This window comes from Exiguobacterium sp. PFWT01 (assembly GCF_018255795.1).
In the GTDB taxonomy this organism is placed as follows: domain Bacteria; phylum Bacillota; class Bacilli; order Exiguobacteriales; family Exiguobacteriaceae; genus Exiguobacterium.
The window spans coordinates 69175-85000 of record NZ_CP073755.1 but is presented as its reverse complement, the minus strand read 5'-3'; the positions used below and the strand labels follow the sequence as shown (position 1 = coordinate 85000).

Sequence of the window (15826 nt, the reverse complement as noted above, 5' to 3'; positions counted from 1 at the left end):
AACCACTTCGCCCCTGCGTCACACTTCGTCACTTTCGGTACGGGACAACCCATGTTGATATCAATGATATCCGCGTTGGTGTTTTGGTCGACGTACTGCGCCGCTCTGACGAGTGTATCTTTCGAACCGCCGAAGATTTGTAAACTGAGCGGTTTCTCTCGTTCATCGACGTATAGCATGCGCATCGTCCGAGCATTCTCGAGCAAGATGCCTTTATCACTGACCATTTCGGCACAGACGAGTCCCGCTCCGAACTCTTTTGCAATCAAACGGAAAGCGGGATTGGTCACGCCGGCCATCGGCGCGAGGACTGCACGGTTTTTAATCTCTATGTTTCCAATCTTAAAGCCTGTCAAGACAACACATCCTTCATTTCACCAAATTCGTAAGCAACTGTAACCGGACGACATCTTGGCGGTCCGTCATTGGTAACCCTTCAAGCCAAGAGGCGACCGTCCGTCCTCGAACGACGAGTTCTGGTGCGATCTCTGCTAACGGGGCAAGAACAAATGCACGTTCCTGCATGCGCGGATGCGGAACCGTTAAGTGTTCTGATTGTATATCTTCCCCGTTATAAAAGAGGATGTCAAGGTCGATGGTACGCGGTCCGTTCTTAAATAAACGTTCCCGTCCTAATCGTTGTTCAATCTGTTGAAGCGTGTTGAGCAATTCGTCCGAGGATTGGCGACTCTCGACTTCGACCACCATATTAAAAAACGAAGGTTGCTCTGTATATCCGACGGGAGCCGTCTCATAGACCGACGACTGTTTCGTGACGTGGAGACCCGTTCGCTCCATCTCATCGATTGCCGCAGACAACTGCCCAGCCCGATCTCCAATGTTTGCTCCTAATGCAATATAAATCATGACGTCCGTCCCCTTGTCATCTCGATTGCCACTGAGTCATAGTGTCCCGGGATGGGTGGGTCCGGTTTAATCACTTTAACCGTCACACGTTGAATCAACTCATTATGCGCCAACACGGCTGTCGTGATGCGTTCTCCGAGTGTTTCCAGCAAATTGACCGGTTCTCCCGTCACAATATCTTCCGTCAATTGATACAAGCCGGCATAGCTGACCCCATTGTTCAAGTCATCCGAACGTCCCGCAGGCGCGAGATCTAGTTCACACATTAAATCCACGTGAAACCGTTGACCGAGACGGTTTTCTTCTTCAAACACCCCATGATACCCGTAAAAACGCATCCCGTTCACAAATATTTTATCCATGTCCGTTCCCCCCAATCATCGCATCCATCATCTTCGCAGCACGGGCGTTTGCTTTGACGTCGTGCACGCGAACCCAGTCGCACCCTTTCATGATGCCAAGACACGTCGTCGCAATCGTTCCTTCGAGCCGTTCCTCTGTCGGTAAATCGAGCGTATGCCCGATAAACGACTTACGCGACGTGCCGAGCAGAACAGGATACCCAAGACGTGTGATCACGTCGAGATGATTCATGAGTTCAAGGTTTTGCGCCACGTCTTTCGCAAATCCGATGCCCGGGTCTAACCAAATGTGCTCATCTTTTACGCCTGCCGCATGCGCAATGTCGATTGATTCTTGCAAGTCGCGGACGACGTCTTCAACGAAATGATGATAATCCCGGTCTTCCCGGTTGTGCATGAGAATGATGGGAACCCCACATTCGAAAGCGACACGTGCCATCGAGCGGTCTCCCCATTTCGAACCCCATACGTCATTGATGATCGTCGCACCGGCCTCGATTGCCGCTCTCGCCACCATCGGCTTATACGTATCAATCGAAATCGGAACATCGATTTCGTTTTTCAGTCGACGGATGATTGGGACGACACGTTCAATCTCTTCTTCCTCGGAAACAAGTACTGCGCCCGGCCTTGTCGATTCTCCACCGATATCAATCGCATCGGCACCTTCTTGTACGAGTTGTTTCGCATGTCGTACAGCTTCCTCGATTGCCGTATACCGTCCCCCATCCGAAAACGAGTCCGGGGTCACGTTTAAAATACCCATGATTTTCGTCATGTTTCCGCCTCCTAACCAAGTGAGCGAACGAGTTTCGCCCACACTTCGTTAAATCGTACCCCGTCTTTACCGGGGTATCTCAGATTTCCATAATGCGTCACCGGAGCGACTTGTTGGATTGAATTCGTCATCCAAATCTCTTTCGCTGCAGTCAATTCTTCAAATGTCACGGGTTGTTCGACTACAGAGAAATGGTCCATCACCCATTGTCGCGTCACACCTGCGAGTGCTCCGCTCGAGAGCGGAGTCGTGTATAACCGATCATCTGGACCGATCCAAAAGATGTTCGACACGAGCCCTTCCACTACACGTCCATGCTCGTCCGCAAATAGTCCTTCAGCACTCTGGTCTTGTAAGGTCCGTTTCCCAAGGATATTGTTCATGTAATGGTGCGATTTTAATCGAAAAGCCGCTTCAGGACGACTTCTCGGAAACGGGATCGGTTCGACTCGCTTTTCCTGTGGTACAACTTCTGAGGAGAGCGGTTTGACTATTAACGTGACGTTCGGTGTCTCATAACGCCCCGCATAGAGACCAAGTGGTGCAACTCCTGCCGACACGTTCAAGCGGATATAGAGGTCGGGTGCATCGTTTTGACGGCACAGTTGCTGAATCGCCGTCCCGATTTCTTCTTTCGTAAACGGGAAGTCTATCCACAACTCATCGAGACTCTTCATCAAGCGCTCCCAGTGGGCATCGAACAGGAAAGGGACGAATTCATATGTACGGAACGTCTCGAACAAGCCCATTCCATACAAGAAACCGTGATCTTCAACCGGGATCAACACCTTCTCACGTTCGACTAACTCTCCGTTATGCCAATACCACATGGCGATACTCCTCGATAAAGTTTCGAATCATTTCCTTCCCATGCTCAGTCAAAATCGCTTCAGGGTGATATTGCACCCCTTCGATCGGAAGCGTTCGGTGACGGAGTGCCATGATTTCTCCAGTCTCCGTCTCTGCAGTGACCATTAGACACTCTGGTAGCGACGAACGCTCCACGGCCAACGAATGATAACGGGTCACAATCGTCTGTTGTGGAATCTCCTTGAAAATCGATTTTCCGTCATGTTGAATCTTCGACGTTTTTCCATGCATGAGCCGCTCCGCATGGACGACTTCTCCGCCGAACGCTTGCGCAATCGCCTGATGTCCGAGGCAAACCCCTAAAATCGGGATACGACCTGCGAACGCTCGGATTGCCTCAACGCTAATTCCCGCCTCATTCGGAGTGCAAGGTCCCGGCGAAATGACAAGATAACTCGGGGCAAGCGCCTCAATCTCTTGAATCGTGACTTCATCGTTTCGATACACGACCAGTTCTTGACCGAGTTCACCGAAATATTGCACCAAGTTATACGTAAATGAGTCATAGTTGTCGATCAATACAATCATGTCGTTTCCTCCGTCATGTGTTTCGCCGCCCATAGCGCCTTCGCTTTGGACAGGGATTCTTCATATTCCGAGACCGGATCCGAATCAATCACGATACCTGCTCCCGCTTGAACGTATGCGATTCCGTCTTTCACGACCATCGTTCGAATCGTGATATTGAAGACAAGGTCGTCATTCCAACTTAACCATCCATATGAACCGGTGTAGAGTCCCCGGCGAACTGGTTCGAGTTCTTCGATGATTTCCATCGTCCGAATTTTCGGGGCGCCGGTGATGGTGCCGCCTGGGAACATCGCTGCCAGCGCTTCGGCTCCTGATACTTCATCCCGAATCGTACCCCGTACGTTCGAGACGATATGTTGCACGTGTGAGTATTTCTCAATCACCATCAATTCATCAACATGAACGCTGCCATATGCCGCCACCTTGCCAAGGTCGTTCCGTTCGAGGTCGACGAGCATGACGTGTTCTGCTCGCTCTTTCTCGTTTTCAAGCAACGTGTTCGCCAACTCTAGGTCCTCCACATCATCTTTGCCACGTGGACGCGTACCCGCGATCGGGCGCGTCGAAATGTCGGTTCCATGTTTTTCAAGCAACAACTCTGGTGAAGCGGAGACCATCGTCAAAGCGTCATCCACGAAATAGCCCATATAAGGAGATGGATTCATTTGTCGCAACGTATCATATACACGACGCGGGTCAGCGAGAAGTGTTTCAGACTGCCGAACGCTCAAGTTCACTTGGAACACGTCCCCTTCTACGATATAGGACTGAATCCGTTTGACCGCTTCAACAAACTCTTCCTGGGACATGGAGCGCGATCGCTCTACCGATGACTGCCCTGTCGGCTTGAACGCGTAATGCGACTCGACGTTCCACATGGCCGCCAATCGGTCCGCCTTACGTTCTGCACCTTCCTCCGCCGTCACCATCAAGTACAGAGTCGAATCCACTTCATCGAACACCGCCACCTCATCAAACAGAAGAAACGAGACGTCTGGTGTCGACAAATCATCCTCCGCTTGCTCAGGGAGACGTTCAATCGTCCGGGCTACATCATAACTAACATACCCGATCATGCCACCAAAGAAAGGAGGAGCCCCTTCCGGACGCTCGGCCTCAAATCGCTTCCGCACCTCACTGACGAGCTCAAGCGGCTTTCCGTATAGCGTTTCGGTCGTATCGCCCACTTGCAAGAGTCCGACATCATCTTTTACATGAAAGCGACCGAACGGCTCGATTCCCGCAATCGTATACCGTCCCGCTCTCCCACTCTCTAACCATGCATGATACGGTTGATCCGCTGTCAACGTCATGTATGCCTCATACATCTTCTCTTTCGTCATCCGCTTTGTTCTGAACGCAGTCGATCTCACATGTCATTCCTCCGTCTATTCATTCATGCCTTTTATTGTACACAAGAAAAGGCAGCAATCGAAAGAGAATGTCTCTCGATTACTGCCTGAAATGTTATACGCGACTCTCGTTTGACTCTTCATCAAACTGATAGAGCGGTGTGCTCAAGTAACGTTCACCGTTTGACGGGATAATCGCCAATACGTTTTTCCCTTTACCAAGACGTTTCGCTGTATCAAGCGCTGCCGCAATGGCAGCTCCTGAAGAGATACCACCGAGGACACCGTTCGTACGTGCCGCCTGACGAGCGTATTCGAACGCTTGCTCTGTCGTGATTTGAAGAACCCCTTCATAAATCTCCGTATCGAGGATTGATGGAACGAATCCAGCCCCAATCCCTTGAATCTTATGAGGTCCCGGCTTCCCGCCTGATAAGACAGGTGAATCGACCGGTTCAACGGCGAGAATTTTTACGTCCGGGTACTTCGCCTTCACGACTTTACCTGCTCCAGTAATGGTACCGCCTGTCCCGACTCCGGCAATCAAAGCGTCGACTGAAAGTCCTGATTCTTCAAACGCCTCCACAATCTCAGGTCCCGTCGTCATTTCATGGACGTTCGGGTTGGCTGCGTTATTGAATTGTTGCGGGAGGAAGTAGCCATGTTTCTCGGCTTCTTCAGTAGCACGACGAATCGCTCCACCCATCCCTTCAGGTCCTGGTGTCAAAATCAATTCGGCCCCGTATCCACGAAGGAGGTTTCGGCGTTCCATGCTCATCGTTTCAGGCATGACGAGAATGGCTTTATATCCTTTTGCGGCACTGACCATCGCGAGCCCGATGCCCGTGTTTCCGCTTGTTGGCTCGATGATTGTATCACCTGGCTTCAAGATACCGTCTTTTTCGGCCGCTTCGATCATGGCGAGGGCGATCCGGTCTTTGACGCTTGATCCCGGGTTCATATATTCGAGCTTCAGATACACGTTGGCATCCTCTGGTCCAGTCATTCCGTTCAATTTCACAATCGGAGTCTTTCCAATCAAGTCTGTTACTGAGTTTACGATACGCATTGCATTTCCTCCTTCATAATTCCGACTATTCCGATATTGTTATCATACCCTATCGAATTGAAAATATGCAATTTGGAACGTTGCTTACGCCTGCGCCTGAACTTTCATCGTCTCTAACTGTTCCGCTGAGAAATGATACTTTTCGCCACAGAAATGACATACGGCTTCGGCTCCACCATCTTCTTCAATCATCTGACGAATCTCTTCTTTTCCGAGACCGATAATGGCACTTTCCATTCGTTCACGGCTGCATGTGCAGTTGAACTGGATCGGGTTCGTGTCGAGGACATCAAGGCTATCGCCAAGGAGTAATTGAAGCATTTCTTCTGGCGTTTTTTCTTCCCCGATCAAAACAGATACGGGTGGGAACGTCTGAAGTGCTTTTTCGAGCGCTTGTACCGTCTCTTCAGAAGCGTTCGGGAGCAACTGGACGATGATTCCGCCTGCCGCAAGAATCGATTCATCTTCCGGTAAGACGAGGACACCCGCTCCGACGACTGACGGCACTTGCTCAGATGTTGCGAAATAGTACGTGAAGTCTTCACTGATTTCGCCCGTTTGAATCTCTGAAGAACCACCGACATAGTCTTTCAAGCCTAAGTCTTTAATGACAGAGATGGTTCCTTTCCCGACGGCTTCGCCGACTTTCAATTTCGTCATTCCTTGTTCGTTGACGAATGTGCCGCCATCGACACGCGGGTATGACACATATCCACGAACATCTCCTGCTGTATCTGCGTCTACGATGATTTTCCCGATTGGACCATCACCTTCTACTTTAAGCGTGACACGCGCTGCACCTTTTTGCATCGCTCCAATCATCGAACCGATTGTCATCGTCCGTCCGAGGGCAGCTGAAGCAACCGGTGTCGTTTGATGACGAAGTTGCGTCTCATATACCGTTTTTGTCGTGCGTGCGGCAAAGGCACGAACCTCTCCGTTAAAACCGAGGGCACGAACGAGATAGTCATCCTTCATCTGGTCGAGTAATGCTTGTTGTTCTGTATGAATCATATGATGTAACTCCTTTAGTTTACTTTTGATTACGCTCGTAAATGAGACGGAGGCCTTCGAGTGTCAGGAACGAATCCACATGGTCAATCGTCTCTGCATGTTCACTGATCAATCGTGCCAGCCCGCCCGTTGCAATGACAGTCGCTTCACCGACTTCACGCTTCATCCGGTTCACGATACCGTCCACTTGGGCCACATATCCATAATATGTCCCTGATTGCATCGCTTGAATCGTATTCTTCCCAATGACTGTCGGTGGAGTCGCCAATTCAATCCGAGGTAGTTTCGCGGCACGCTGATAGAGTGCCTCCACTGAAATCATGATACCTGGTGAGATGATTCCGCCATGGTAACGACGTTTCTCATCGATGTAACAATACGTGGTTGCCGTCCCAAAATCAACAATTATGAGCGGACCGTCATATTTGGCGATCCCAGCCACCGCGTTGACAATTCGGTCGGCCCCGACTTCGCGAGGGTTCTCGACATGAATGTCCAACCCTGTCTTCACACCTGGTCCCACAACGATTGGACGGACATTGAAGTATCGTTGCGACATTTGTTCAAGTGGGAAAATAACAGGAGGTACGACCGAGGATAAGATGACCCCTTCGACCTGTTCGAACGAAACGTTCGAATGATCAAATAACGATTTCACCAGCATGCCGTACTCGTCGGTCGTTTTTGTACGATCCGTTGAGATGCGCCAATGGTGTACGAGATTGTCTCCATCGTACATCCCAAGAACAATATTTGTATTTCCAACATCAATCACTAAAATCATGATATAGTTCCTCACTTTGTTGTCAATTGCAGTTCGCTCGAATTATAACACGAAAAAAGACGAATGCCTCGTCAAGGGCATTCGTCTCATTCATTAACGTGATTCGTTATTCGGACGTTCTGTCGGTGTCGCTTCTGGCTTATCGCCTTCAGGTACAACATCCGGCTGACTGTCTTGGATAACTTCAGGTTGATCGACGACTTGACCGTGTTGAACGGCTGCATCATCTTTCTTCGCTGCGTCATCCGCATCCGTCGATCCATCCACGTCCTCTTCCGGCTCATGCGGGAGATATTCGCGTGTCTTGATCAAATGACGAATCTGTTTCGAGTCAAGCGTCTCGACATCAAGCAACGTCTTCGCAACGAGTTCGAGATCTTCGCGACGATCTGTCAAAATCTGCTTCGCTTTCGCGTAACAGCGATTGATGATGTCTCGAATCTCCAAATCGATTTCTTGCGCAATCGCATCCGAGTAGTTCTGCTCTGTCTGGAAATCACGACCGAGGAAGACTTGTCCGCCATGGTTTGAACCGAGCTGGAGCGGTCCGAGTTTATCACTCATCCCGTAATCCATGACCATCTTACGTGCGATACCAGTTGCACGTTGGAAGTCATTGCTCGCTCCCGTCGACACTTCACCAAAGATGACATCTTCAGCGACGCGCCCACCAAGAAGACCGACAATCTTGTCTTCGAGTTCAGGTTTCGTCATGAAGTAACGATCTTCTTTTGGAAGCATGACGACATATCCGCCCGCGTTTCCGCGTGGAACGATCGTCACTTTGTGTACTTCATCCGCATTCTCAAGCTCGAGACCGATGATTGTGTGACCTGCTTCGTGATATGCAACAATGTTGCGCTCTTTTTCAGAGATGATGCGGCTCTTCTTCGAAGGACCTGCGATGACGCGGTCAATCGCTTCTTCCACATCGACCACTGAAACGGCTGTACGGTTCGAACGCGCCGCAACGAGTGCCGCTTCGTTCAAGAGGTTCTCCAAGTCTGCCCCAGAGAAACCAGGCGTACGTTGTGCGATCGACTTCAAGTCCACCGTCGAATCGAGTGGCTTGTTGCGCGCATGGACTTTCAATACTTCTTCGCGCCCTTTGACATCCGGACGATCGACCGTGATTTGACGGTCAAAACGACCTGGACGAAGGAGGGCCGGGTCAAGGATATCTGGACGGTTTGTCGCCGCTACCATGATGATCCCTTCGTTATCACTGAATCCATCCATCTCAACAAGGAGTTGGTTCAATGTTTGTTCACGCTCATCGTGTCCACCACCGAGACCGGCACCACGCTGGCGACCGACCGCATCGATTTCATCGATGAAGATGATACATGGCGCATTCTTTTTCGCGTTTTCGAACAAGTCACGAACACGTGACGCCCCGACCCCGACGAACATCTCAACGAAGTCCGAACCTGAGATCGAGAAGAACGGAACACCGGCTTCACCGGCTACCGCACGAGCCAAGAGTGTTTTACCTGTCCCTGGAGGACCTACGAGTAAGACCCCTTTTGGAATACGTGCGCCGAGTTTCGAGAATTTGCGAGGATCTTTCAAGAATTCAACGACTTCGATGAGTTCTTGCTTCTCTTCATCCGCTCCAGCCACATCTTTGAATGTGACGCGACGTTTCTCTTGGTCGTATAGTTTCGCCTTCGATTTCCCGAAGTTCATCACACGACCACCGCCGCCACCGCCTTGCGCCTGGTTCAACAAGAAGAAGAACAAGATGAAGATGATAATGAACGGTAAAATCGCGAAGACGATGCTGAACCAGCTACTGTTGGATTCAGCCTCCTCGATTTGAATATCCGTATTCGCTCGAAGCTGCGTTAATACATCCGCATATTCCGCTTCGTTCGCTGGAATGTTTGTTTCATAACGTTGGTCTTCATCTCCTGTAAGATCGCCTGTAATCGAGATAGCCCCCGGGATTTCTTGTACGGTTGCCGTCTCAATCCGATCATCTTCCACATATTCTAGGAATTTCGAATACGAGAGCGTTTCACTCTGACTATTCGGATTCTGCAAATATTGAAGGAACAAGATCAAGGCTAGGAAAATCACACCAAAAACCAATGTGTTTTTCACTGCACGATTCATTCTCTGCCTCCTATTCCGAGAAACGATGTTCTCGCCCATTCAGTATATGCCTATACTTTGGGGATTTCCTTTATCTTACCACGTCACATTTTCAAAAGAAAAACGTTAGCCCCCGTAAACGCTCGGCTTGAGCACACCGACATAAGGAAGGTTACGATATTTCTCTTCATAATCGAGACCGTAGCCGACAACGAATTCGTGTGGAATCACGAAACCGCTATAGTCTGCTGATAAACCATTTTTACGACCAGTCGGCTTATCGAGAAGCGTGACGATCTTCACAGACTTCGCTTTACGGTATTTAAGAAGATCGACGAGATAACCAAGCGTCAATCCACTATCAATAATATCTTCTACAATCAAGATGTCGCGTCCTTCTACAGATGTATTTAAATCTTTCTCGATTTTCACTTCACCTGTCGAAGAAGTTCCTCCGTGATACGTCGACACGTCCATGAAGTCCATCTCTAAATGGATGTCCATTTCTTTGACGAGGTCCGACATGAACGGCATCGCGCCTTTCAATACACATACGAGAAGTGGGAACTCTTCTTTATAGTCTTCGCTCAATGTTCCAGCGAGTTCTTTCACCTTTTCTTGAATCTCTTCACGTGAGATTAAAATTTTCTCCATATCGTTCATTAATGACATCTTGAAATCCTCCTCTTTCTGTTTCGACACAATCATCATTTTACCATTAATCGTAGACAAATCGCATCCGACTTGTCTAGAAAATCTGAAACTCTTACCCCGACAATCGCGAGAATTCGCCCTGAGGCGTCCTCAAGCAACGGGAGAGTCGGTCGAATGGTTCGCTCAACCTTTTCATCGATTAGGATGCGGGACACTTTTTTTGTCCCCACGTTCAACTTCATCCGGTCCCCCGGAGCGAGCGAACGAATCGTAAACGGGCAAGTGATTTCATTTAGTGGAATACCTTCTCGCCCTTCTTCGATGGACAGCGAAACCGTGCGCTTTCCAAATTGAACGACAGCCGGCAACGACTCGACCTGAATGGGATGAAGTGACGCTTCTGCTGAACGTTGTACAAGATTAAGTACCCTATTCTGCTTCATCATGAACCACTCACCCGACAGGTGGTATGTCCCGGTATCCTTTTGACTTGTCCTTAGCTTCTCAAGCGCCTCATTGACCTCTACCCCATAGCGACGGGATAGCAAGCGAGCGACCGTATACCGTTCGAGCGAGGATAAGCGATTGAATTCATCAAGTTTCACATGAAACGCTTTCATTCCAAGCTCTACGTTTGCTTCAATCCATTGCTCACATGACTGGTAACGCCTGTCCCATTCAGCGTATACCTGTTTCGCCGTATCGTATACATCGTCAACGACTGTCGGCCACACTTGTTTCAGCCTCGGAATGATTTCGTGACGGATCCGGTTCCGTAAATAGTTCATTTCCTGATTGGTGGCATCTTCCCTCCAGGCAAGTTCGTTCTTCCTAGCGTACTCGATGAGTTGCGCCTTTGTTTCTTTTAATAAAGGACGGATCAACGTCCCACGCCCGAACGTTCTTCTCTCGGGAATTCCTTTCACTTCGATCACGTTTCGGTGAAGTTGAATGAGCACCGTCTCCAATACATCATCCGCATGATGAGCCGTGGCCAGTGTATCATATCCATGTTCATTCATGACGTCTTCAAAAAAGTGATAACGGGCCTTACGGTAATGAGCCTGTGACGCTCCTTCTTGAAAATGGAGACGCGTCCCATGAAACGCGACTTGATAGGATGCCGCTACGTGCGCGACGAACGTGTACTCTTCATCTGATGCTTCTCGTAAGCCATGATGGACGTGCGCTACCCCCACATCCCATCCTTGCTTGACGAGACGGTCCAACAAGACGATGGAATCGACTCCACCGGACACAGCGACGAGTACCTTTTTCATGAATTCCCTCCTTGATATAACAAAAGAAGCCATCTCGATTGAGATGGCTTCTTTACGCTTAGGTTAAGTGACCCGTACGGGATTCGAACCCGTGTTACCGCCGTGAAAGGGCGGTGTCTTAACCGCTTGACCAACGGGCCTAAATAAAATGGTAGCGGCGGAGGGAGTCGAACCCACGACCTCACGGGTATGAACCGTACGCTCTAGCCAGCTGAGCTACACCGCCATGTTATTGTTGTGTCCTAAGCACATTTTCTATAATAACCAGTCACCATTCGAGTGTCAATTCTTTTTTTATATTTTTTTAAGAAAAAAATCGTGCATAGTGTCGTCTTAACCACTATACACGATTTTGTACCGTTTTTACATCATGCTTCTGATGCGACTTGACGATATTTTTTCTTCCATGCAATGCGGAAGTATGCCCATAGTAAGGCAAAGCATCCGGCAGCCACAAATACTAAATAGGTTGTCGCCGTCTGCAAGTACTGCGCACCGTCTGCCGATAAAATTTCTTTATATCCGGCAACCGTATACGTCATTGGAAGCAGTGCATTGAACGGTTGCAACGCTCTTGGAATCAATTCAAGTGGGAACGTCCCGGCTGACGTCGTCAATTGTAAAATCAACAAGACGATCGCCACGAAGCGTCCAGGGTTTCCGAGTGTTGTCACGAGCAACTGTACGATAAAGAGGAACGTGATACTCGTCAACCAGCTGAAACCGAAGAATTTCAACGGTTCGCTCACTTCAAGACCGAGCAGTTGCACCATCGCCACATCGAGAATCAAGGCTTGCAGGAATCCGACGACCATGAGGACACCAGATTTCGACAATACCCACGATAGACTACGTTTCGGACGTCCTGCTGGATCGTATAACGGATAAACGATCGAGAGAAGGAGTGCCCCAACGAAAAGTCCGAGTGACATGAAGTATGGAGCGAATCCAGTACCATAGTTAGGCACCTCGTGAATCGAGTTGTCGACGAGCGACACTGGACCGGCCATCATCTCGACGTTGTCATCCGTTAAACCGATGTCTGCGTCTTTCGCACCTTTCACTAAGGCGTCACGAAGTTCGTCGCTACCTGATGCGAGCTCCTTCATGCCGTCAGCGAGTTCACCGCTACCGTCTGAAAGTTCTTCTCCACCATTCGCGAGCTGATTCGCGCCATCCGTCAGCTTGCTCGTTCCGGCTCCGGCACTCTTCGCGCCTTCGGCCAGTTCACGGCTTCCTGACTGTAGCTTTTGACCACCATCCGCTAACTGATTCGCACCATTCACCAATTCACTTGTACCGGTGCTTGCGCTCTTCGCTCCATCCGCAAGCTTTTCGCTACCTTCAGACAACTGTCCGGTCGCGTCTACAAGCTTGTCACTTCCAACGGCGAGTTCAGTTGTCCCATCTTGAAGTTGTGTCGCGCCTTGATTGAGCTTCGCACTCGCTGACACAAGTTCTTGGGAACGATCGGCCGCCGTTTGCGTACCTTGCTCGATTTGACTTGAACCACTTGCCAACGCGTTCGCACCTTCGGCTAATTTCGTTTGACCGGCACTCAAGTCAGAAAGTCCAGTCGACAGTTTGTTTGCACCTGTACCTGCCTGATCAAGACCTGCACCAAGTGCGACCTGTCCTTCTTTCACTTTTGCAGCACCAGCGGATAGTTGATCAAACCCGGCTGCCGTCTCTTGCTTCCCTTCGCTCAGTTGTGCCGCGATGGCTTGAAGCATTTCAGGTGATGCCGATTGACCCGACTCAGCGAGTGCTGTCAATTGTCCAATCAACTCATCTTGTTTCGCAGTCAATTCGGACTTCATTTGTCCGATCCCATTGACCACGTCTGTTTGACCCGCAACAAGTGCCGCGTTGCCATCCTTCGCCTGAGTCAACGCTCCTGTGAGTTTTGTAGCACCATCCTGTAATGCAGATGCCCCCTCTTTTGAGCGCTCGATTCCGGCAGCAAGGTCTTGAACACCTTGATTCAACGTCTTCGCACCTGTGTGCAGCTCATCTAGTTTCGATGCGAACGCCCCTGTTCCGTCAACGAGTTGGCTCGTCCCGCCTTGTAAGGCAGAAGCGCCCTCGCTGACACGATGGACCCCGTCCGCAAGTGAGGCTGAGCCCTCGTACACTTGTTGACTGCCATCCGCGAGTGCAGATGAGCCATCAGCCAATTGCGAAACACCATCACGTAATTGACTTGCTCCATTCGCGAGTTCCCGTTGTTTCGAAGCGAGAAGCTTCGTCCCATCCGCGAGTTCAGATGAACCATCCGCCAACTGAGTCATCCCATCGTTTAATTGGCTTGCTCCATCCGCGAGCTCACGTTGTTTCGAAGCGAGAAGCTTCGTCCCGTCCGCTAGCTTGACGGCACCGTCTTTCGCTGACGTTGAGCCGTCCGCAAGTGTCGTTGCACCATCTGCGGCCTCACCGAGTCCGTCTGCCACATCGTTCAACCCGTCTTTCAACGCACTGACATACTGTTTCGAGACTTCGGTCGACAGTTCCGCTTTGACTTGTTCCATCGCGGAACCACCGATTTGTGCGGCTAAGAAGTTATACGATTCATTTGCGATATACTTCAGTTCGAGTTGCTCCGGATGTTCATCTAAAGCAGTCGTCGCTTTTTCTGAAAAGTTTTCTGGAATCTCCATCGCCATGTAGTAGTCATGGTCTTTCAGTCCAGATTCCGCTTCTTTCTTCGTCGTTTCGACGAACTCGAACGCCTCCGAATCCAGCAGCTTATCAATGAGGTCATCTCCGATTGCAAGCGACTCTCCTTCAAACGTTGCCCCTTTGTCTTCATTGACGATGGCGACCGGCAAATCTTTCATCTGTCCATACGGATCCCAAAAAGCCCATAAGAACATACCGGCGTACATTAACGGTACGAGTGCGACTGCGAGAATCGGAACCAACACACGTGGGTTCTTAAAGATACTTCGCCACTCCGCCGTCCACAGTTTCCATCCATTCATTTTTTCTCTCCACCTTCACTTATAAAACATAACTATTTTTTCATGTTCCCTATTTTGCTCCCTTCCTCGAAAAAAAGCAACTCTTTTAGTTATTTTTTATAAAATTTTTAAACAGAAAAAAAGCCATGAACGAAAATGTTCATGGCTCGTCTCATTACAAGACCTCTATGGTTACGAGTAGAAGCTAATTGGTATACGAAGGATTACCCGCGCTTGGCTCCGCGTCCACCGCGTTTTGAGTCTGTTTGACGTTTCAACGTCGAAAGACGCTCGTCGCTATCTTTCAAGAACTTACTCATCAATGTATCGAATGTTTCTGGTTCGCGACGCTGTTCACGACGACCGCCACCACGTGGACCGCCACCGCGCGGACCGCCGCCACCGCGTGGACCACCTTGACCTGGGCCGCCTGGACGTGGGCCACGAGAGAAACGCTCACCAGCTGGACGCTCAGGACGCTCAGGACGTTCGCTTACAGGACGGTCGACTGCTTTCTTGATGGACAACCCGATTTTCCCATCATTTTCGACGTTCAACACTTTTACCGTGACTTCTTGACCGACAGTCAACACTTCATTAATGTCTTTGACGTAAGAGTCTGCCACTTCACTGATGTGTACTAATCCTGTCTTGCCATTTGGGAGCTCGACGAACGCTCCGAAATGCGTAATCCCTGTAACCTTACCTTGTACCTTGCTTCCTACTTCAATTGACATAAAATAATGTACTCCTTTTTTGATTGATTCTTCCTAATTATACGAGTCGTTTCCCTAACGGTCAACGAACCGACTTATTCCTCTGGGGAGAAGTAGAAAATAATCTCGCCATCTTTAGAGAAAAGCAGTTCGTTTCGTGCTAAGTTCGCGATATAATCCTCATCCTGTAACCGTTCCACTTGCTCTTTCAACTCATCCTGTTCGGCCTGCTGTTCACGCAACTCCACTTTCGCTTGTGCGTAAGCTTGTTGCTGGTCCGATACATACCCTACTTTCGAGAAGTAACTCTGTCCAATCAACACCATGACAAATAAAAACAGGAGAGAGGCTGCCGCCAAACGACGTCGAAGATGAACTCGTCGGCGATGTGTATCTTTTTCTAGCTGTTCTCTACGCTCATCTAGCGCTCGAATGCGTCGTTGTCGATCCATCGGATTACGTCCGTTCATCGCCTCATCCCCCTCCTCTTAA

At 49.7% G+C, this 15826-nt stretch carries 16 protein-coding genes and 2 tRNA genes (1 of these 18 cut by a window edge); all 18 read right to left on the bottom strand.

Translation table 11 applies throughout. The features are described from left to right. On the bottom strand, positions 1-299 hold the 5' end (the start) of the coding sequence (gene dusB, locus KD909_RS00455; protein WP_235189296.1) for a tRNA dihydrouridine synthase DusB. 640 nt of this gene lie to the left of the window's left edge; the window shows 299 of its 939 coding nt (coding positions 1-299); its start codon is at positions 297-299; the stop codon falls past the left edge of the window. Positions 300-369: 70 nt separating this feature from the next. Next, positions 370-867 (bottom strand): 2-amino-4-hydroxy-6-hydroxymethyldihydropteridine diphosphokinase, encoded by a 498-nt coding sequence (folK, locus tag KD909_RS00450; protein ID WP_211782052.1) that lies wholly within the window; start codon positions 865-867, stop codon positions 370-372. Next, positions 864-1229 carry a dihydroneopterin aldolase gene (folB, locus tag KD909_RS00445; protein WP_012727712.1) on the bottom strand — a complete coding sequence of 122 codons (366 nt, stop codon included), beginning with the start codon at positions 1227-1229 and terminating at the stop codon, positions 864-866. Before folB ends, folK begins: the two co-directional genes overlap by 4 nt. Continuing rightward, positions 1222-2007, bottom strand: coding sequence for a dihydropteroate synthase (gene folP, locus KD909_RS00440; protein WP_211782051.1), 786 nt, complete (start codon positions 2005-2007; stop codon positions 1222-1224). Before folP ends, folB begins: the two co-directional genes overlap by 8 nt. Positions 2008-2018: 11 nt before the next feature. Next, positions 2019-2837: an aminotransferase class IV gene (locus KD909_RS00435; RefSeq protein ID WP_211782050.1), complete on the bottom strand. Its 819-nt coding sequence runs from the start codon at positions 2835-2837 to the stop codon at positions 2019-2021. Next, positions 2821-3405, bottom strand: a complete 585-nt coding sequence (gene pabA, locus KD909_RS00430; RefSeq protein WP_031421833.1) for an aminodeoxychorismate/anthranilate synthase component II — start codon at positions 3403-3405, stop codon at positions 2821-2823. Before pabA ends, KD909_RS00435 begins: the two co-directional genes overlap by 17 nt. After that, entirely contained in the window at positions 3402-4781 is a 1380-nt protein-coding gene (locus tag KD909_RS00425) for an anthranilate synthase component I family protein (protein WP_305826682.1), read from the bottom strand. The genes pabA and KD909_RS00425 overlap by 4 nt, the downstream gene beginning before the upstream one ends. Before the next feature lie 94 nt (positions 4782-4875). Next, entirely contained in the window at positions 4876-5829 is a 954-nt protein-coding gene (gene cysK, locus KD909_RS00420) for a cysteine synthase A (RefSeq protein ID WP_012727717.1), read from the bottom strand. A gap of 84 nt (positions 5830-5913) precedes the next feature. Continuing rightward, entirely contained in the window at positions 5914-6843 is a 930-nt protein-coding gene (gene hslO, locus KD909_RS00415) for an Hsp33 family molecular chaperone HslO (RefSeq protein WP_012727718.1), read from the bottom strand. A 19-nt stretch (positions 6844-6862) separates the two neighbouring features. Continuing rightward, positions 6863-7627 (bottom strand): type III pantothenate kinase, encoded by a 765-nt coding sequence (locus KD909_RS00410; protein ID WP_012727719.1) that lies wholly within the window; start codon positions 7625-7627, stop codon positions 6863-6865. A gap of 93 nt (positions 7628-7720) precedes the next feature. Next, positions 7721-9745: an ATP-dependent zinc metalloprotease FtsH gene (ftsH, locus tag KD909_RS00405; RefSeq protein WP_211782049.1), complete on the bottom strand. Its 2025-nt coding sequence runs from the start codon at positions 9743-9745 to the stop codon at positions 7721-7723. A gap of 105 nt (positions 9746-9850) precedes the next feature. Beyond that, positions 9851-10396: a hypoxanthine phosphoribosyltransferase gene (gene hpt / locus KD909_RS00400; protein WP_012727721.1), complete on the bottom strand. Its 546-nt coding sequence runs from the start codon at positions 10394-10396 to the stop codon at positions 9851-9853. 35 nt (positions 10397-10431) lie between these two features. Next, positions 10432-11658: a tRNA lysidine(34) synthetase TilS gene (gene tilS, locus KD909_RS00395; protein WP_211782048.1), complete on the bottom strand. Its 1227-nt coding sequence runs from the start codon at positions 11656-11658 to the stop codon at positions 10432-10434. Between the two features lie 68 nt (positions 11659-11726). Next, positions 11727-11798 (bottom strand) — tRNA-Glu (locus tag KD909_RS00390). Between the two features lie 9 nt (positions 11799-11807). Continuing rightward, positions 11808-11884: transfer RNA gene (locus tag KD909_RS00385), tRNA-Met, on the bottom strand. Between the two features lie 142 nt (positions 11885-12026). Further along, complete coding sequence (locus KD909_RS00380) at positions 12027-14639, bottom strand: YhgE/Pip domain-containing protein (protein ID WP_211782047.1); 2613 nt, start codon at positions 14637-14639, stop codon at positions 12027-12029. Positions 14640-14842: 203 nt separating this feature from the next. Then, complete coding sequence (locus KD909_RS00375; protein ID WP_012727724.1) at positions 14843-15355, bottom strand: S1 domain-containing RNA-binding protein; 513 nt, start codon at positions 15353-15355, stop codon at positions 14843-14845. Positions 15356-15429: 74 nt separating this feature from the next. Beyond that, positions 15430-15804, bottom strand: a complete 375-nt coding sequence (locus tag KD909_RS00370; protein ID WP_012727725.1) for an FtsB family cell division protein — start codon at positions 15802-15804, stop codon at positions 15430-15432. Positions 15805-15826 lie beyond the last annotated feature (22 nt).